Below are 17,677 nucleotides of genomic sequence, written 5' to 3'. Positions count from 1 at the left end.
ATCTTGAATAATGTATTTCATAATAAAGTAAGCGTCATTCATTTGCTGGAATCATCTCATAAAATTCTAACATCTACATACAAGAATATGTACGACAAAATGGACATTACACCTATTTTTTCAAAATAACGGATCAACAAGGATAGAAAAAACGCCCTTTTACAGGGCGTTTTTAATTGTTTAGTTTGATATCATTTCTCGTATTCTATCTTCAATAGGTGTTAAAGAACGGCCTAATAATTTTTCGAAATCATTGCTTTCGACTGTTAACGCACCATCACGAATTCCGCTTTGCATCGCTTTGAAAAATGGAACGACTTCTTTTGGCACACCATTTGACGCTAAAAATTCTCCAAATGCGTCTATATCCATGTGCTCTACTTTGATTTCTTTCCCGCTCACGTTGCTGACCATTTGTGCAAGTTCAGTGTGTGTGCGAAGCGGACCTGACAATTCATAGATTTCCTGATCATGTGCCGGCATTGTTAACGCATTTGCTGCTGCTTCTGCATAGTCATCTCTTGTTGCCCAGCCGACTTTACCTTCACCAATTGGGCTGATAAACGGCGCTCCGTTCACTGATGCCAGAATCGTATCTTTTTCATTTTCCACATACCAATTGTTTCTTAGAAAAACATGAGGTATGCCAGAGGCCAAAATTGCTTCTTCTGTTTTTGCATGGTCATGTGCTAGGTTAAGCTGACTTTCTCTTGCATTGACAACACTTGTATAAGCAATAAATGACACATTCGCTGCTTTCGCTGCTTGGATGGCATTGATATGCTGCTTCACGCGGTCTCCATCCCCAGACGAAATGATCAAAAGGCGATCAATCCCTTGAAACGCTGATTGAAGTGTATCCGGCTGTGTGAAGTCTCCCTTGCGCACATCCACCCCAGCTTCCTTTAGATGAACTGCTTTTTGCGGATCTCGAACACTGACCGCAATTTGTTCAGCTGGCACTTTCGCGAGCAAATGTTTGACGACGAGCGATCCAAGTTGTCCTGTTGCACCTGTCACTAATAATGTCATTGATTTGACCTCCTCATTTTTCGTTCAACGGTGATGTTTCATGTATGAAGCAGCTAGTTTCTTGCATCAGATCATTCGTTATAATCGAAATGGTTACAACGAAGGGGTAAAAAAAGCTCTATGTATGAGCTTTTTCTACTCCGCCTCGATTAATAATTGCTTAATTGTCACTTGTTTAAGGTGATGCTCAAGTGCGGACTGTGCTTCTTTAAGTTCTTTCCGCAGTCTCGTATCCATGGCTTGACCAATTCGACATGCAATGACTGGTTGATGAAAGTTAAATAACTCTTCATTTGCGCTTACATCCACAGCCTGGTACACATCTAGTAGAGTAATGTCCTCTGCCGGCCTTTTTAAGGAAGCACCGCCAACTCCTCGGCGAATCTCAATGAGATCCGCCTTTTTGAGCATAGCCATCATTTTTCTGATAATGACTGGATTTGAATTGACACTTTCTGCAATAAAATCCCCTGTACACTCTTTTGAAACACCCGCAATAAATGACAAAATATGAACAGCAATGGTATACCTGCTGCTAATTTGTTTCACATTCCTTCACCACCGTTGTAACCAATATAGTTACAATGAATGGATTTGTCAATCAATAAACGGATTTTTCTTTCTTTCCCAATCTTCAAATGTCATCATCTCATGATGTTCTGCTGCATCAATTTCTAGCGGTGCAATACATTCAAGCAGATTTCCATCGGGATCAAGAAAATAAATGGCGGCATGAAATTGTGGTGGGTTATCAAGTACTAAAGGCTGTTGCTCTTCCGAAAAGCCAAACATCGGATGTATGCTGATCCCTTTTTCTATCAGCCATTCTTTGATCTGGTCAATGCTGGATGTTTCTATTTGGAAGGCCACATGTCGCGTCGCTGGGTGATATGGAACAGTGGACATATCAACCTTCCAAAGGCCGAGCCAGCTCTTTCCTTTCTCAATCCATAAAAAGGCCACTCGTTCATTTTCATGAGCAAGCGTTAATTCCAATTTTTCAAAAAAAGAAATGGATGCCTTCAAATCACTCACAGGTAAATGTGCTTCATACAAGCCTTTCATCATCATTTCAATCACTCCTTTACTATCTTCTATTGTGCAGGAATTGAAAACATTCTTCCTCAGCAAAACGATGTATTTCAACCAAGCCATTGGATTGAGATGGTGAAATGTTTGATCCATTGCATATGGGGGAAGGTGTTCAAATAAAAGAAAGGAGCGTTCAATATGCCTTGGACAATGGAAGATTATCCAGCTTCATTCCAATCACTAGACAAAGTCATTCGAAAAAAAGCACTTGAGATTGCCAACAAAATGGTGCAGGAAGGCTATGAAGAAGGTAGAGCGATTCCAATTGCGATCAATCAAGCAAAAGAGTGGAAAAAGAATGCGACGGAAAAAGAAATGGAGGACTTTCACTCTCATGGTTCTGTGACTCCTTCTAAGAAAAGCAGCTCTGCACGACCTGAGCTCATGGATCATGCGCAGCATGTCGTGAAACATGATGAAGGCTGGGCGGTTCAAACTGAAAAAGCGAAGCGTGCAAGTGAGGTAAAAGAAACGAAACAGGAAGCCATCGACCGCGCGAAAGAGATTTCATCTAAAAAAGGAACAGCAGTTGTCATCCACCGAACAGACGGGACAATTCAGGATGTGGTGAAGCCAAAATAAGACCGCCCTTTGGCGAGCGGTCTTTTCTTTATGCATTCTTTTCTTTTTTAGCGGGTGCTTTTCTTTTCTTAGGTGCTGCTTTTTTCGTTTTTTCTGGTTTTGATCGATCGATAGAAGCCTGCAAAGCGGCCATCAAATCGGTGACATTGGATGAAGCCTCTTTTTTACCTGTCGTTGCTGGTTGAACGGTATGTTCTCCAGAGATTTTGTCTCCAATTACATTCATCAGCTGCTCTCTGTATTCATCGCGATAAGCGACTGGATCGAATGTGGTGGTCAGCTGCTCAATTAAAAGGAGTGCCGTATCTAACTCTTTCTTCACGATGTTTTCCTCTTGCGGGATATTTGGGACGTCTGACACTTGCCTAATTTCGTCAGGGAAATGAATGGTTTCCATTAGTAAAATATGTTCGTAGCACCTAACAATCGCTAATTGCTCCTTTGAGCGAATCATGATCTTGGCTACACCGATTTTCCCTGATTCTTGCAACGCTTTTCTTAATAATGAATAAGCCTTTGCTCCGCCGGTATCTGGAGATAGAAAATAACTTCTTTCATAATAGATGGGGTCGATTTCTTCTATCTTCACAAAATCAATAATTTCGACGGCTTTTTCTTCATTTTCTTTTCTCAGCCTTTCGAGTTCTTCCTCATCCAATTCAATGAATTTATTTTTGGCATACTCGTACGCTTTTACAATTTGCTCTGGCGCTACCTCCTCGCCGCAGTTAGCACAAACCTTTTTGTAGTTAATCGGCGTATGGCATTCTTTATGAAGCTGTCTTAATTTAATATCTTTGTTTTCTGTAGCGGTAAACAGCTTGACTGGAATATTCACCAGTCCAAAGCTAATGCCGCCCTTCCATACTGTATGCATCGTAACGCCTCCGTTCTTTTCTCCTTACTATGTAATGTTTTCATCAGAGTTATGTATGTTTATGAAAATTTCATCCCACCATAAGAACACATGATGTAAGGAAGTGAAAAACACAATGGATCCGATGCGTTTAACGTCTGCACATGATATTCCTGCTGGAGCAGACTGGCTGTATGAATTAAAATATGACGGCTTCAGGGCCATTCTTATTTGGGAAAAAGACACCATCCATTTAGAGAGCAGAGCGGGAAAACGATTAAACAAACAATTTCCTGAAGTCATTGAGCAGTGCCAGCAACTAACAAAGCAGCTTGCACCTTTTTTACCGCTGACCCTAGATGGAGAATTGGTCTTTTTACTGAGTGAACAAGAAAGCGACTTTACAAAGGTTCAGCAAAGAGGCCGGCTGAAAAACAAAGAAACCATTCAACGCCAGGCTAAGCGGTTTCCATGTCATTTGATTGCATTTGATCTATTGAGATTTAAAGGGAAATCCCTCGTTGATTTACCGCTGATTGAAAGAAAAGCTGAGCTGCATGAGGTGTTCCAAGCTGCAAATCTTCCTCCCTCCGTTCAGCTGAATCACCCCTCTCTTCTTCAAATCATCCAAACCGATAGCAGCCCTGATGACATGAAAAAAATCATGCTGACCTATTTAGCGGAAGGATTAGTTGCTAAAAAGAAAATGAGTAAATGGCAGGAGCATACCCGCTCGAAAGAATGGCTCAAAATCAAAAATTGGCGGTATGTATCTGTCATCGTGACTCGTTTTGATAAAGACAATGGCTATTTTCAAGGATGTCTTTATCAAGAAACGAATCTCTTAGAGGTTGTCCAATTTAAGCATGGTTTTTCTAAAGAAGAAGAACAAACCCTGCGCACCTTATTTCTAACCAAAGGTCAAATGACTGGAGCATCACATTATGAAATCCCACCATCCATTGTCGCAAAGATTGCCTGTATCTCTTTTGATGGATCAGCCTTACGAGAGCCCCGGTTTTCTTCGTTTTTATTCGATGCAGATCCAGCAACGTGTACCTTTCAACACATGCTCAAACAGCTTTATCCGCTCCCAGCTTTGATTGACGTCACCCACCCAGAGAAACCGGTTGTACCTGCCCTTCATATCACAAAGGCAGATTACTTACTTTATTTGAGGCAAGCCGCTCCCTATTTATTGCCCTTTTTACGTGAAAGACGTCTTACGTTAATACGCTTTCCTCATGGCACTGGTGGAGAATCTTTTTATCAAAAGGCAACGCCCGATTATGCGCCTGATTTTGTTGAGACAGATCAAGCGCACGATATTTCTTACACAATCTGTAATGATCCTAATACGTTGCTTTGGCTTGGTAACCAGCTGGCGATGGAATTTCATATTCCTTTTGAAACGAGAGATACAGATCGGCCTGTAGAAATTGTATTTGATTTAGATCCGCCTTCTGTTAAAGAGTTTCACCTAGCAATAGAAGCAGCCAAACGAATCAAGGCCATTTTAGATGGACTCTTTCTCACCACATTTATTAAAACAAGTGGTGGGAAAGGGCTACAAGTTTATATCCCATTGAAGAAAAATGCCTTCACATATGAACAAACTAGACAATTCACTGCGTTCATCTGCCAATTTTTATGTGAACAAGCACCCGAGCTGTTTACGCTAGAGCGTCTAAAGAAAAACCGCGGCAACCGTTTATATTTAGACTACCTTCAACATGATGCTGGAAAAACAATCATCGCCCCGTATTCCCCGAGAGGAAACGAGCTCGGACTTGTTGCAACACCGATTGAATGGGAAGAATTAAATAGCGAAGACTGTCATCCTTCTTTATTTACGATGCCGGCTGTTATGAAACGTCTAAAGGAAAAAGGCGATCCATTCCGGAAAATGAGGCACCATGTGAATGATGATTCTTTTCGACAAGTTTTATATCAGCTGCAGGACATGTTACCAGCTCATAAAATGGACATACGCGGTCATTAAGCGTTACACTTATTCATTAGAGAGGAAGAAAGGGATGACTATTTTGACCGCACACTCAATACGAAACATTGCCCTGATGTTCTTATGTCTTACCGCAGGAATAGTGGATGTTATTGGCTATTTAAGCCTGGGGCATGTGTTTACAGCAAATATGACGGGAAATATTGTACTGCTTGGCATTGCAGCAGGCAGTTCATTGCAGTTAACCGCTCTTCATTCCATCACGGCACTTAGCGGATTTGTTCTAGGTGTTTTACTAGCTGTTGTCATAGGTGGAAAACAAGAAAAAACATTTTGGCCAAAAGCCGTTACACGCATCTTTATTATAGAAGTCATCATCTTGCTTCTATTTGCTCTTATGACCATTTTTCCTTATACGCAAGGTGCTTATTTTATGCTGATTATCCTTTTAAGTATGGCGATGGGCATGCAAACGGCGGCCGCACGCAAATTAAATGTCGCTGGCATTTCTACAACAGTTTTAACGAGTACACTTGCTAACTTATTTGAAGATTTGGCGCAGCGCTTATCAAATCGGGAAAAAAGAAAAGCCCCTATTCAACATGTGAGCTTGCTGCGAATCGGTTCTATTGTCTTTTACTGCCTAGGTGCTGCTTTAGCAGCACACACAGATGCGTACGATCCGTTTATCATCATTTGGCTGCCTATTTGCATCCTAGGGGTTATTGTAATCACAGCTACATTTAAGCACTTTCACCAATTGAAATAGCCAATCTTAGATGGCTATTTCAACCACTGTGATGAAACATTAATAACTTCTTACATAAAAACCAGGAGGACGCCCCATAATGAATGTGGAGCCATATGGAGAATATCCAGAAAACGTCCCGAACCCTCCATATCCAGGGTAACCTCCTAAGCCCGAGAACACGCCAGGGCTCACATAATACCCGCCAAAGCCAATATGAGGTCCCACTGCTCCACCGCTAAAACCGCCGCCATGAAAGCCTCCATACACCCGTGGATCCATACAATCACCTGCCTTCAACTTACACTTCATCTCATCATATGCGTGACAAATGGAGCGGTGTTCCCTCTTTTGTAACAATTTCTATGTACAATAGACCAATTTCATAAAATTTGAATGAAAAGTCCTGCAAAAAATTAAATTAAGCAAAGAAAGGTGACCTTTTTAACTTGTTGCTCTGCCCTATGTTTATTTAGAATAATGGAGCAGGTAACAAATTTGCACACCCCCTTTGTTGCGAATTCTTCTTATTAAACGTTCTTGCAGCGTTTAATAAGAAGAGCCTATTTTCACCCATATAAAAAACCCTTGCTGATGATCATCAACAAGGGCGAGATATGATTGGGTGATTAACCACCAATGATTTTTTCTGCTACTTCGAAAGAACCCGCTACATTTTCAGTTAAAACAGCCGCAGCGACCGCTAAACCCACAACGAATAATACTTTTAATCCTGTTTTCATCTTATATCAACCCCATTCTTTTCATATGTAAATCCGCTTCTAAACTTTTATTCAAGTAAAAAACAGACTGCTCATAAAGTGCTTGCTTTTCACAATACTTTGCAGCAAAGTGAGAAAGCTCTTTCACTTCATGATATTCATTCTTTTCTTCTAACTTTCTTAATTTCTCATTAATTTGCTGAAATCTTTGTGGCACATTCGTTAAGTAAAGATCATGTACGATGCCTATTTTGAGCTGAAACACTTCATGAGAAGCATCTTTTATTCGTGCATATGCAGCCTCTATATACTGGCTTGCGCGCTGCTTTTCACCAATCACACAGAGTTCCCGGCTGATCAGATACGTAGAATGGAAAAAGAAATCTGAATCATAATACTCTTGATGAGACAATGCTTTTTCAAGATGGCTGATGGATTCTTTCGGTTTATTCCAAAATGAATATAAAATGGCCACATTATGATGGTGCTGAGCCAGCATAAAATCATCCTGTTCGCTCGTCAACACCTCTTCCGCCAAACGATAATTCTCAAGCGCTTCTTCGTACCTGCCAATCTCTGTAAGGTTGGCTGCAATAAGAGAATATGAAAGTGCAGTTCTTCTTTCATATTGCTTGTGACGTTTATAGACGTGTAGAGCCCTGCGAATATAACTTAATGAAAGCATAATATGACTCAGGCGATAGTAAAGCCACGCGACCTTAAAATCGAAATCAGCGCGTTCAATTTCACTTGGAATTTTATCTAAGAGCTTTTCCGCACTTTGATACATCTGTAATGCAACCTCATAATTCCCCTGATGCTGTTCATACACACCCTCATAAAAATCAAAATAATAAGCAAGGCGATTAGACAAATCATCATCTTTTTTCCCATAATGGCCTTCTATACTTTTCGTTGAAACATTGCCTTTTTGCCCTCTTAAATTGTACATCAGAATATGATGCCTTTTCTCTAGAAGAGAATAATACATGAGGATGTCAGCATCATCAATTTCCTCTACTGCCTGTTTCGCTTTAGCAAATAGCCGTTCTGCCTCATCTGCATGATCTTTTTTGATTTCCATGTTCCAGTCATTTAATAGTGATGCCAATTCCGCCACAGGAACTTTGCTCATTCTACACCCCCAATCACCTTCAGCTACACCACATGATTTCACTAAATATGGAACTTCTATTAGCAATTGCTAATTAGTCCATTTGACATCATTTTAATATGAATCACTTGAATCTTCAATAACCGATTCCTTCGTTATTGCGTTTCTTTCTCCTAGTCAATGATGCATACACTAAAAATTCCGTCTTTTTTCTATTAAAGGACACGGTTGAATTGAAAAAAAAGCCCTTATTGGGCTTTTTGGATTTATTCCAATCTGATAATGGTTAATGCCGCTCCAACAGATCCCCCGCCAAGTAATACTACGGTTGCGACTAAACCGAATATTTGAAGAGAAATTTGATTCCCTGCTGCAAGTGTTGTAATGAGAGATACATTGTAGGTAGATGTAGATAAAGCAGGTGTTAAAATAGACCCTGCTATGGGTGTTCCGTTGTTAATCACCCTTGTTCCTGCCAGAAGTGCAGCGCTTGTATTTACTTGATACGTGATAAAATACCGCCCTGAAACAGGTACAGTAAACACCGTATTACCACCACTTACGGTAAATCCATCTAAACTTTGGTTATTAGGCAGCGTCACTGCCGTTCCGCCTAAAACAACCAGCACCGTACTTCCCGACGTATTGGATGCGTACATCGAGTTAGTTGTAAAACTAGTACCGGTTGGACCTGTGTCACCGGTTACTCCGGTTGGACCTGTGGCTCCCGTTGGACCCGTCGATCCGGTTGGGCCAGTTACTCCCGTTGAACCCGTGGATCCCGTTGGACCAGTTACTCCTGTTGAACCCGTGGCTCCCGTTGAGCCGGTTAATCCCGTTGGACCTGTGGCTCCCGTTGAGCCGGTTAATCCCGTTGGACCTGTGGCTCCAGTTGGGCCGGTTAATCCCGTTGGACCCGTGGTCCCAGTTGCGCCGGTTACTCCTGTTGGACCCGTGGCTCCAGTTGGGCCGGTTAATCCCGTTGGACCTGTGGCTCCCGTTGGGCCGGTTAATCCCGTTGGACCCGTGGCTCCAGTTGGGCCGGTTACTCCTGTTAGACCCGTGGCTCCAGTTGGACCGATTAATCCCGTTGAACCCGTGGATCCGGTTGGGCCGGTTAATCCCGTTGAACCCGTGGCTCCGGTTGGGCCAGTTACTCCCGTTGGACCCGCGGCTCCCGTTGGGCCGGTTAATCCCGTTGAACCCGTGGATCCGGTTGGACCAGTTACTCCCGTTGAACCCGTGGATCCAGTCGGGCCGGTTAATCCCGTTGAGCCCGTGGCTCCAGTTGGGCCAGTTACTCCTGTTGAACCCGTGGATCCGGTTGGACCAGTTACTCCTGTTGAACCCGTGACTCCCGTTGAGCCGGTTAATCCCGTTGGACCCGTGGCTCCCGTTGGACCGGTTAATCCCGTTGAACCCGTGGATCCCGTTGGGCCAGTTACTCCCGTTGAACCCGTGGCTCCGGTTGAGCCGGTTATTCCTGTTGAACCCGTGGATCCCGTTGGACCAGTTATTCCTCCACACATATTAAGTTGGGCGCACATGTCTCACACTACTTTCAAACTGTGGAATCTTCAAGACATACACACTAATACTGATAATTGAGAGAAAACGAAACGACAATACTTCCAGTCGAGGTTCCACCAGTAGCTAAAATCCCAATCGAGTTCAGATCACTGAGCGTAATGGATCGACTCTCTCCTGGCGGTACCGTGAAATCAGGAACAGCTGTACCGTTTACCTCTAAAGCCACGGTAGGTGCTACAGCCACAATCCCATTGTTTTCCACCATGATGGTTCCGTTTATGACATAAGGTGTTCCATCTGTCCAGACGACAACTGCATCAGCTGCTGCTGCTAAATCAAGTGTGAAGCATACTGCATCATTTACAAAGCCCGCTTGTTCATTACTACATCCGCCTAAAATAGCCATTTTAACCCTCCTTCAACCTAGTCTTGATAGACTATGATCCATTTACCTTTGAAGATTGTGCGATTATCACAGCTTCAAAGCTTTATTTTTCTTCTTTGCACCATGTTGATTTGCATGTCTAATCGTGCTTGCACACTTTCAGTTGATGGAGATTTCAAGATAAATTTCACATCTTTCACAGTAATCGCACGACTTTCTCCTTTTTGGACAAGAAGATCATAACAAAATGTACCAGTTTGAATCCTAATTGCGACTGGTACATCCTGATGATCTTGATGATGCAACACAACAGTTGCCGTATTGAGAAATTTTGTTCCATTCCGCCATACTTCCACCGAACTGGGCGATGTGGAAAAACAAAGAAAGATGTGGTGAGATTCTATATTCTTTAAAATAAGCGCATCATATACAGGAAGCTCTACTTCAATCATTCCACATAAAAAAGAAAGATCTACAAGAATTTTCGAACTGGATCGATACAAAACTTTTTGACAGCATGTTGATCTATTGCAGCACGGTACAAGAAGTTCCAACAGCACACAATTCTGCTTTTCATTGATAGAGCTCAAAGAAAAATAGCAAGTCTTAAACACACTTCTTTCAAAAAACACCCATGAGTAAAAAGGTTCCCCATCTTCCATGGTGAGCAAAAAGGGAGAACTCATCGAACGTTTGTGAGTAAAGCCTTCTAATTTTGTTTGATTGTTTATCTCTTTTAGTTTACTCATCAACAGGTTTGTCACTTTCAATCAGCCCAATTCCATGCTGTATACATAACTATATGGTCTTTTATCATATGTGCCTTTGACTATTTTGTGCGATTGGATTAGATGATGAGCATAGCTTTTCATTTTTCAAGTTTCTCTATATAATATGAACAAGAACTTCCGTGCCTCAGTAGCTCTAGAAGGGAAGAGCGCCGTAAAACAATTGTAGCTAGCGGGTCGCAAGGCAAGGGTTTCAGAAGCACCGAAAAGCAAATGAGCTGAGACAGGTGAAACTCCTGTCGGTGAAATTCCGTAGGGAAGCGTGTTGCCCCCTAGCCTATGCTTACGAAAGGAGTGCGGGTTCGAATCCCGTCTGAGGCTTGATGAATATGGAGGATGAAAACAATGCAGGTTTTTGAAGAATATGTAAGCAATATCGGTCATCCAGAGCTGAAACAGCGCACACAAGACATCTTACAATGGATTTCAGACACATTCCCTCAATTAGAGCCAAGAATTGCTTGGAATCAGCCCATGTTCACAGATCATGGCACATTTATTATCGGATTTAGCGTCGCAAAACACCACATTTCTGTTGCGCCAGAAGGAAAAGGGATTGATCACTTTTCAACAGATATTGTACAAGCTGGTTATGACCATGGAAAAAAGATGTTTCGGATGAAGGAAAGCTTACCGATTGACTACCCTCTCCTAAAAAAAATCATCGAATTTAACATTGAAGACAAAGCAGATTGTTCCACATTTTGGCGAAAATAATAAACACCCCGATCTGTTTTCATAACAGATTGGGGTGTTTTTTCGTGGACTTACATTTTATTTGGTTCTCTCTCCTGTCCATTTCTGCTCCACCCATTCATAGCACGACAGAAGTACATTAACGCCCTTTTGGAATAGCGGCAAATAAACAACCGTTACTGCCGTTAAACAAGCGATCACAGCACCTGCCAACACATCAAATGGATAATGAACACCTACCCAAATCCTTGAAAATCCTACAGCGCAGGCAATGAAAAGCCAGTAAATACGACGCTTGTGGAAAAGCCAAAAGACTATACAAATGGAAAAAATAAAAATGGTGTGATCACTCGGAAAAGAGTTGTTCACTTCCTTTTCGATTAAAAGATTAACATGATTCAATTCTGCAAAGGGCTGCTGATTGGAATAAAAGAGCCCAGCGATTTTCCCTAGCATCTCTGCCAAGATAAAGGTCAACCCAGCAGATATCATCATCCATCTGTTTCTTCTGCTCCGATTTTGAAACCACATGATCAAAAACATGATCGCAATGAACATCACTGAATATTCAGCCAATCCAATAAGAACTGGATTTAAGACATCGTGATTCATACTAAGTTGATTAATCGACCGAAATACCCGTTCATTAAACTCCTGCATCTCATTTCATTCCTTTTGCTTCGTTTAGGAAAAGGATAAATGAAAAAAGAAGACCGTGACATCGATCGAGCGAACAAAATAAAGGGATCATCTCACATTTTTGTCACTTCGTTGTCATTCGGATACCAAGAAACAAAGCACTATTTAGAATGATACTGCTACCATTCTTTTTTCAGCAAAGCATATTGATAGGTATTTTCATATTTAGGGGTGCCATCCTCATTTGTAGTAAATGAAACAAACTCTAGAAAGAGGCCTTCCTTCCTCATGCCTAAACGCTCACATAATGTTTGAGATCGATCATTGTCATCCTCTACATATGCATATAAACGCCTTGCTCCTTGATTGACAAATAGATATAACAAGAGCGCTTCAGCACTTTCACGGGCATATCCCTTTCCTTCATATGACGCATGAAAATTCCAGCCAATCGAATACGTATCCGGCTCATCTTTTAAATGAAACAGTTCACCGATAATCAACTGACTTTCTTTTAAACAAACCGCCATATAAGAGTGATCTGCTTTTCTTTTTTGCACCTTAGCGACCGCTTCTTCTAATGTAGAGATTTGATCATCCAGAAAACAATTTACTCTTGGTTGAGACAAGTATGCAAGCATTCCGGGTGCATCTTCATCACGAAATGGTCTAAGAATTAAACGATTTGTTTCTATTTTATCCATAAGGGTCTCCTTACTGTTTCTTCTTTATCTTTCACTATTTTAGATGACATCCACTGTTTTTGACACTCTGATCGCATGGACGTATCCATTTTTTAAACTCCAAGCGCATTTTGTAATGAAATAATGTCATCAAAACTGCTATAATCGAACATAAGTTTGCATTTTATTGAAAAGGGATGACTTGAAATGATCAAAACGGTAGAAGGCAATATCTTAGAGGCAAAAGAAGATATCATCTGTCACCAAGTGAATTGTAAGGGTGTCATGGGAGCAGGGTTAGCAAAGCAGATCAAAAGCAAATATCCAAATGTGTATAAAGACTATAAACGGTTATGTGCAGAACAAGGAGATGATTTATTAAGCTCCGTTCAGCTCATCACAACGAGCGACGGAAAAACCATTGCCAACTTATTCGCCCAAGTTGGATACGGAAGAAAAACAAAACAAACGGATGACGACGCGTTACGCAGCTGCTTTGAACATCTAAAACAGACAGTGACAAATCCAAATGAAGAGAACCCCCTTCATTCTATCGCCATTCCTTATGGGATCGGCTGCGGCTTGGCAGGTGGCGATTGGACGGTTGTTCGAGAGATGATGGAAGAGGTCCTTGGTGAGTGTGAAGTGACGGTTTATCGGTTTAAATAGGTAAAATGAGAAATTCTAATGAATTACAAAAACCCTCCTTCATTTATTTGGAGGGTCATTTGCTATTTTCTTCTTTATTTTTCAAATAATTTAGCACAGCTTCTTTATCTTCCTCATCTTCAGGTAGAAATCCGAACGTTTCGTATTCCCAAACGGCTATTCTTTGATCACCATCAATACCTAATGAGAAAATATCTTCATACCCATATTCAATCGAGAATTTACCTGAATGCTCCATCTCAAGCGTGAGATTAGTCCATGAACCATAATTATTTTTTTCATAAAATGTTTTTAACTGTCTAAATAATCGTGTTAATTCAACTAAAAAATCCATATATATTGATCTACTGATATTAAATAATTTAGGTATATTGTGCCCGTAAATAAACTCCTTATCACCCTTTTTTCTAAAGTAAAAAGTTATTTCTGCTTCGTGTTTGACCACTTCCGTATACATTCGTATTTTTTCCCATTCAACTGGAATGTTATCATGAATAAGTTCAGCTATTTTTTGATAGATAGAATCTATTGTTATGTTTTCCATATTATTCACCCTCCGATTTTATTTTCAATAATTAGATACTTTTCCTTTCCTTCTATGCTATAAAACACACCAAACTCAGAGGGTCTAATTGAATCATTTAAATATTTCGGCTCAATTATAATTTCTACACGCTTTGGGGGATCAGATGCTAATGCTTTTCTCCATTTCTGTTCCATCTCATACCATTTCCCGCCACTACGATTAATCTGCGAATTCATCGGCACCAGATTATCAATATCACCAGAACCTTTGAAAATAGTCGCAATTAAATGACCACCATCATCATCCAGCAATCGATCCGGCTTACCTGAATTGGATTGAGCATATTGATTTCTTTTGACCTCTCCGTATTTTAAATCACTTGCTTCGACTTTGACAATACGTCCGTAGTGATCGGTTGTGTAGGTGTAACCTTGTTTGGTTGAATAGACAACATTAGGTTTTAGCACTTTTTTACGTTTCCATCTCACATAATGATCTCCGTAACTGACAACAGTCGGTGGTGATTTTGGTGCCGGTAAGCGTCTGCCTGTCTTAGAGATCCCGTATCCTGAATTGTTGTCTAGTCGCTTTGCCATGGAGAGGAGTTTATTTTTGAGATTTTCTCCATCAAATACATTGTACGGGAGCTTAGGTCCACCAGCCATTTGAAACTTTGGTGAGTATGGCAATAGATTCGGAATAGAGACTCTATCTATTGATTTTGCCCCTTGTTCAAGGCCTTTCTTCACCGTCGTTTTGGCAGCTGTTGCCCCTGTTTTTGTGATGGCTCCTGCCCCTTTAGAACCAAAGACAATTTCTGCAAGAGAACCAGTCGCATAGGCGAACCAGTGTGATCGAGAATATGCATCACCATCGATGACCTCTTTTTGGAATGAGTCTGAAATCGATTTTCCAATCGCTTTCGATGTTTCAATTGGATGAGAAACAGCCGTTACGACCGATTCAACGGCACCTCCAGGATCTGTCACAAGATCGTAGATACCAACTACTGTATCTTTTGCCACATCATATAGACCCACTGCAGCACCTTTTACACTATCAATGAACACCTCCGATGCTTCTTCCTGTGCTTTGATTTGGAGAAGCTGGCTGTAATAAATTTTTTGATCATATGTGAGATTCTCATAACCGATCTCATCTACAATCTCAAAGTACTTCGCTTCTGATAGACACGAAGGATCATTGAGCTTTTCTTTCAATTCTTTGATTCTTCGTTTTTCTTTTTCTTCTTTTTTCACCTTTAAATAGGCTTTCACTTGAGCATCAATCTGATCATGGTTCTTGTACACGTCTGTCTCATGGAATGCTTTTGCATCATAATACATTGGCTGCGCATTTTTTCCTTTTCCAGTAGCAGCCATCATCTTTGCATAAAAAGTGTTGAGGTGATTCTCAACCGCTTCTGACTTTGCGTATTCCGTTTTCAAATCATTGTCTATTTGATGTAAAACTTCAATGGTCTCTTTTCTTTTTTTGTTCGCATCGTCTAAATGTTCATTGACCTCTTTACTTGAAAAAGTATGTAATTCAATTAAATCACTAATATCGTCAAAAATAGTGGAAAGTGCCTCTTTTTGTTCTTTGACCATATCTTTATTGTTCTGAATCCCTTGTTTCAATTGATTGTCTAAAAAGTGCTCATCAATAAAAGTACTCCCGCCTAATGATTCATCATCAAGCTTTCCTTTCACCCCATCTAAAAAAGCTTTCTGCATATCGATAAAATCAAGATAAGTGTCTGTGTACAGCGCAAGATCCTCATAAAAAGATTTGATATTGTCTGCACCTTTTCCAGTAAATTCATCACCTAAGCCCGACACACTTTTTAATGCTTTTTTCACAAGTTTCATTTCTTCTTGAAGCTCATGATAGGCCTTTGATCTCTGTTCTACAGCTGATAGTAAAGATGGAGCATCTAATATTTTCATATAAAAAAGACTCCTTTTACGGCATATTCTTTTACTAGAATACCATAAGGAGCCTGACACTTTAATCCACTTTATCGTTTTTTAACCAATCTATCAGAGCTACCTCTTGATACATAAGTAACTTGTTTATAAAAATACATCATTTAAAGTTATTGATAATTGTATACAATGCTTTTTTTAGCAAAACCTTATCATCATTTGACAAGTTTTGGAGCGCTGTATTGTTCAGCTCAATTGTTGCTGCTTCAACTTTTTCTTTAATGGCTAAAGATTTTTGAGTCGCCTCTACTAAAATATTTCTTCGGTTTTTCGGATCTATTGTGCGTTCAATTAAGTTAGCTTTTTGCATTTTATCTAAAATTCCAGAAACTGTTGAGGCTTCTAAATACACGAGTTCTCCAATTTGTTTGGGAGATAGCTGGCCCTCTCTCCACAAACAATTCAACACACCATATTGAGCGGGTGTCAAATCACATTCCTCTAAAAGCTTACTAAAGTACTTAAACACTTTATTTTGACTAACACTTAGTAAGAAATTTATGCACTCTGATAATTCCATTTTATCTCCCCCACATTGACTTTACCTATAATATCATGGTAGTTTTTTAATTGAAACACTTTTGCACCAGAAATGTTTTGTGATAATATATTTTTAGAAAGGAAAATAAATAATGGATTCATTTAAAGCGATACTAGTGACAGAACAAAATGATCAAGTGAGTTATGATCTTCAAAATGTAAGTGTGAATGATCTATCTGAAGGAGAAGTATTAATTAAAGTAGCATATTCTTCAATCAATTATAAAGATATGCTGGCTGTTCAAAAGAATGGAGGTGTTATTCGTAACTATCCGATGATTCCCGGAATTGATTTAAGTGGAACGATCGTTCATACAACAGATCATCGTTTTGTAGAGGGTCAACAAGTGATTGTCACAGGTTTCGCTATGGGTATGAGCCACACTGGAGGTTTTTCAGAATATGCTAGAGTACCTGCGGATTGGATTGTTCCTTTGCCAAATAACTTGACTTTAAAAGAAGCAATGATTTTTGGAACAGCAGGCTTTACAGCCGCTCTTTCGATCATGGCTTTACAGGAAAGTGGGATGAATACAAAAAATCAACCTCATATACTCGTTACAGGCTCAACTGGTGGAGTTGGCAGCATCGCGATACAATTATTATCTAAAATTGGGTACAAAAATATTCATGCTTTAGTGCGTAAAGATTATCAAGTTGACATTGCAAAATCTTTAGGAGCAACTGATGTCATTTTTGCAAACGAGTTAGGAGAGCTCAAAAAACCATTAAACAAGCAAAAATATGACTTCGTCTTAGATACCGTAGGAGGAGATGTGGCTTCTGTCATAATCCCTCAAATTTCTTATGGTGGAAGCATGAGCATGTGCGGGAATGCAGGTGGAATTAAATTAACAACAACTGTGTTACCTTTTATTTTAAGAGGGATCAACCTTCTAGGAATCGATTCTGTAAATGTACCAATCAATAAACGCAAAGTCATTTGGAACGAGATAGCAAACGAATGGAATATCGCCCAAACGACTCTAGTCAATGAGATTACTCTCGATTCGTTACCTGAAAAAATTGAAGCCATTAAAAACGGCCAACATTTAGGAAGAACAATTATTAAATATTAAACTCTACTTGAACTATATTATACAAGACTACCAATCCATATACCC

The 17,677-nt window shown here is 40.3% G+C and carries 20 protein-coding genes; 6 read left to right on the top strand and 14 right to left on the bottom strand.

Features of this window, described 5'->3' with window-relative positions; translation table 11 throughout:
- Window positions 1-180: 180 nt before the first annotated feature.
- The 3 genes from ACTJJD_RS06690 to ACTJJD_RS06680 all read right to left on the bottom strand — a co-directional run bounded on the left by ACTJJD_RS06690 (window position 181) and on the right by ACTJJD_RS06680 (window position 2,103).
- Complete coding sequence (locus ACTJJD_RS06690; protein WP_440600413.1) at window positions 181-1,032, bottom strand: SDR family oxidoreductase; 852 nt, start codon at window positions 1,030-1,032, stop codon at window positions 181-183.
- Between the two features lie 135 nt (window positions 1,033-1,167).
- Window positions 1,168-1,581 (bottom strand): Rrf2 family transcriptional regulator, encoded by a 414-nt coding sequence (locus ACTJJD_RS06685; RefSeq protein WP_135008853.1) that lies wholly within the window; start codon window positions 1,579-1,581, stop codon window positions 1,168-1,170.
- 48 nt (window positions 1,582-1,629) lie between these two features.
- The gene (locus ACTJJD_RS06680) at window positions 1,630-2,103 is read right to left on the bottom strand and encodes a VOC family protein (RefSeq protein ID WP_159145701.1); all 474 of its coding nucleotides are present in this window, start codon (window positions 2,101-2,103) and stop codon (window positions 1,630-1,632) included.
- Window positions 2,104-2,262: 159 nt separating this feature from the next.
- On the opposite strand from ACTJJD_RS06680, the gene ACTJJD_RS06675 reads away from it, so the two are divergent.
- Complete coding sequence (locus tag ACTJJD_RS06675; RefSeq protein WP_007499382.1) at window positions 2,263-2,706, top strand: DUF2188 domain-containing protein; 444 nt, start codon at window positions 2,263-2,265, stop codon at window positions 2,704-2,706.
- A 28-nt stretch (window positions 2,707-2,734) separates the two neighbouring features.
- On the opposite strand, the gene ku is transcribed toward ACTJJD_RS06675, so the two are convergent.
- On the bottom strand, window positions 2,735-3,583 hold the full coding sequence (gene ku, locus ACTJJD_RS06670; RefSeq protein WP_440608211.1) for a non-homologous end joining protein Ku: 849 nt from the start codon (window positions 3,581-3,583) through the stop codon (window positions 2,735-2,737).
- Window positions 3,584-3,698: 115 nt separating this feature from the next.
- Here ku and ACTJJD_RS06665 point away from each other — a divergent pair, with 115 nt between their 5' ends.
- Both ACTJJD_RS06665 and ACTJJD_RS06660 read left to right on the top strand, forming a co-directional pair.
- Window positions 3,699-5,564, top strand: coding sequence for a DNA ligase D (locus ACTJJD_RS06665; protein ID WP_440608210.1), 1,866 nt, complete (start codon window positions 3,699-3,701; stop codon window positions 5,562-5,564).
- A gap of 34 nt (window positions 5,565-5,598) precedes the next feature.
- Entirely contained in the window at window positions 5,599-6,294 is a 696-nt protein-coding gene (locus ACTJJD_RS06660; RefSeq protein ID WP_440608209.1) for a YoaK family protein, read from the top strand.
- Window positions 6,295-6,333: 39 nt separating this feature from the next.
- Here the strand turns inward: ACTJJD_RS06660 and ACTJJD_RS06655 are convergent, their stop codons facing one another.
- The 5 genes from ACTJJD_RS06655 to ACTJJD_RS06635 form a co-directional block, all read right to left on the bottom strand.
- Window positions 6,334-6,555 (bottom strand): hypothetical protein, encoded by a 222-nt coding sequence (locus ACTJJD_RS06655; RefSeq protein WP_008343948.1) that lies wholly within the window; start codon window positions 6,553-6,555, stop codon window positions 6,334-6,336.
- A gap of 462 nt (window positions 6,556-7,017) precedes the next feature.
- Window positions 7,018-8,130: a tetratricopeptide repeat protein gene (locus tag ACTJJD_RS06650; RefSeq protein WP_008343950.1), complete on the bottom strand. Its 1,113-nt coding sequence runs from the start codon at window positions 8,128-8,130 to the stop codon at window positions 7,018-7,020.
- A gap of 245 nt (window positions 8,131-8,375) precedes the next feature.
- Window positions 8,376-9,656, bottom strand: coding sequence for a BclA C-terminal domain-containing protein (locus tag ACTJJD_RS06645; RefSeq protein ID WP_440608208.1), 1,281 nt, complete (start codon window positions 9,654-9,656; stop codon window positions 8,376-8,378).
- Window positions 9,657-9,700: 44 nt separating this feature from the next.
- On the bottom strand, window positions 9,701-10,045 hold the full coding sequence (locus ACTJJD_RS06640; RefSeq protein WP_008343952.1) for a DUF3992 domain-containing protein: 345 nt from the start codon (window positions 10,043-10,045) through the stop codon (window positions 9,701-9,703).
- A 74-nt stretch (window positions 10,046-10,119) separates the two neighbouring features.
- Complete coding sequence (locus tag ACTJJD_RS06635) at window positions 10,120-10,773, bottom strand: CotZ-related putative spore coat protein (protein WP_272511603.1); 654 nt, start codon at window positions 10,771-10,773, stop codon at window positions 10,120-10,122.
- A 384-nt stretch (window positions 10,774-11,157) separates the two neighbouring features.
- Between ACTJJD_RS06635 and ACTJJD_RS06630 the strand changes: the two genes are divergently transcribed.
- Window positions 11,158-11,529 carry an iron chaperone gene (locus ACTJJD_RS06630; RefSeq protein WP_035700892.1) on the top strand — a complete coding sequence of 124 codons (372 nt, stop codon included), beginning with the start codon at window positions 11,158-11,160 and terminating at the stop codon, window positions 11,527-11,529.
- Between the two features lie 57 nt (window positions 11,530-11,586).
- On the opposite strand, the gene ACTJJD_RS06625 is transcribed toward ACTJJD_RS06630, so the two are convergent.
- Together ACTJJD_RS06625 and ACTJJD_RS06620 are read right to left on the bottom strand one after the other, a co-directional pair.
- Window positions 11,587-12,168: an undecaprenyl-diphosphatase gene (locus ACTJJD_RS06625; protein ID WP_440608207.1), complete on the bottom strand. Its 582-nt coding sequence runs from the start codon at window positions 12,166-12,168 to the stop codon at window positions 11,587-11,589.
- Window positions 12,169-12,326: 158 nt separating this feature from the next.
- Window positions 12,327-12,851 carry a GNAT family N-acetyltransferase gene (locus ACTJJD_RS06620; protein ID WP_440608206.1) on the bottom strand — a complete coding sequence of 175 codons (525 nt, stop codon included), beginning with the start codon at window positions 12,849-12,851 and terminating at the stop codon, window positions 12,327-12,329.
- Between the two features lie 186 nt (window positions 12,852-13,037).
- Here ACTJJD_RS06620 and ACTJJD_RS06615 point away from each other — a divergent pair, with 186 nt between their 5' ends.
- Window positions 13,038-13,499 (top strand): macro domain-containing protein, encoded by a 462-nt coding sequence (locus ACTJJD_RS06615; protein ID WP_243825307.1) that lies wholly within the window; start codon window positions 13,038-13,040, stop codon window positions 13,497-13,499.
- 55 nt (window positions 13,500-13,554) lie between these two features.
- Here the strand turns inward: ACTJJD_RS06615 and ACTJJD_RS06610 are convergent, their stop codons facing one another.
- The 3 genes from ACTJJD_RS06610 to ACTJJD_RS06600 all read right to left on the bottom strand — a co-directional run bounded on the left by ACTJJD_RS06610 (window position 13,555) and on the right by ACTJJD_RS06600 (window position 16,533).
- On the bottom strand, window positions 13,555-14,043 hold the full coding sequence (locus ACTJJD_RS06610) for an immunity protein YezG family protein (RefSeq protein WP_113767113.1): 489 nt from the start codon (window positions 14,041-14,043) through the stop codon (window positions 13,555-13,557).
- Window positions 14,044-14,048: 5 nt separating this feature from the next.
- Complete coding sequence (locus ACTJJD_RS06605; protein WP_440608205.1) at window positions 14,049-15,974, bottom strand: T7SS effector LXG polymorphic toxin; 1,926 nt, start codon at window positions 15,972-15,974, stop codon at window positions 14,049-14,051.
- A 139-nt stretch (window positions 15,975-16,113) separates the two neighbouring features.
- Window positions 16,114-16,533, bottom strand: coding sequence for a MarR family winged helix-turn-helix transcriptional regulator (locus tag ACTJJD_RS06600; protein ID WP_182489171.1), 420 nt, complete (start codon window positions 16,531-16,533; stop codon window positions 16,114-16,116).
- A 112-nt stretch (window positions 16,534-16,645) separates the two neighbouring features.
- Between ACTJJD_RS06600 and ACTJJD_RS06595 the strand changes: the two genes are divergently transcribed.
- The gene (locus ACTJJD_RS06595; RefSeq protein ID WP_440608204.1) at window positions 16,646-17,632 is read left to right on the top strand and encodes a YhdH/YhfP family quinone oxidoreductase; all 987 of its coding nucleotides are present in this window, start codon (window positions 16,646-16,648) and stop codon (window positions 17,630-17,632) included.
- Window positions 17,633-17,677 lie beyond the last annotated feature (45 nt).

It is taken from the genome of Bacillus sp. 22446 (assembly GCF_052044955.1).
GTDB classification, from domain to species: Bacteria; Bacillota; Bacilli; order Bacillales; family Bacillaceae; genus Bacillus; species Bacillus altitudinis.
The sequence above is the reverse complement of the archived record's forward strand: the minus strand, read 5'-3'. Positions and strand labels throughout refer to the sequence as shown.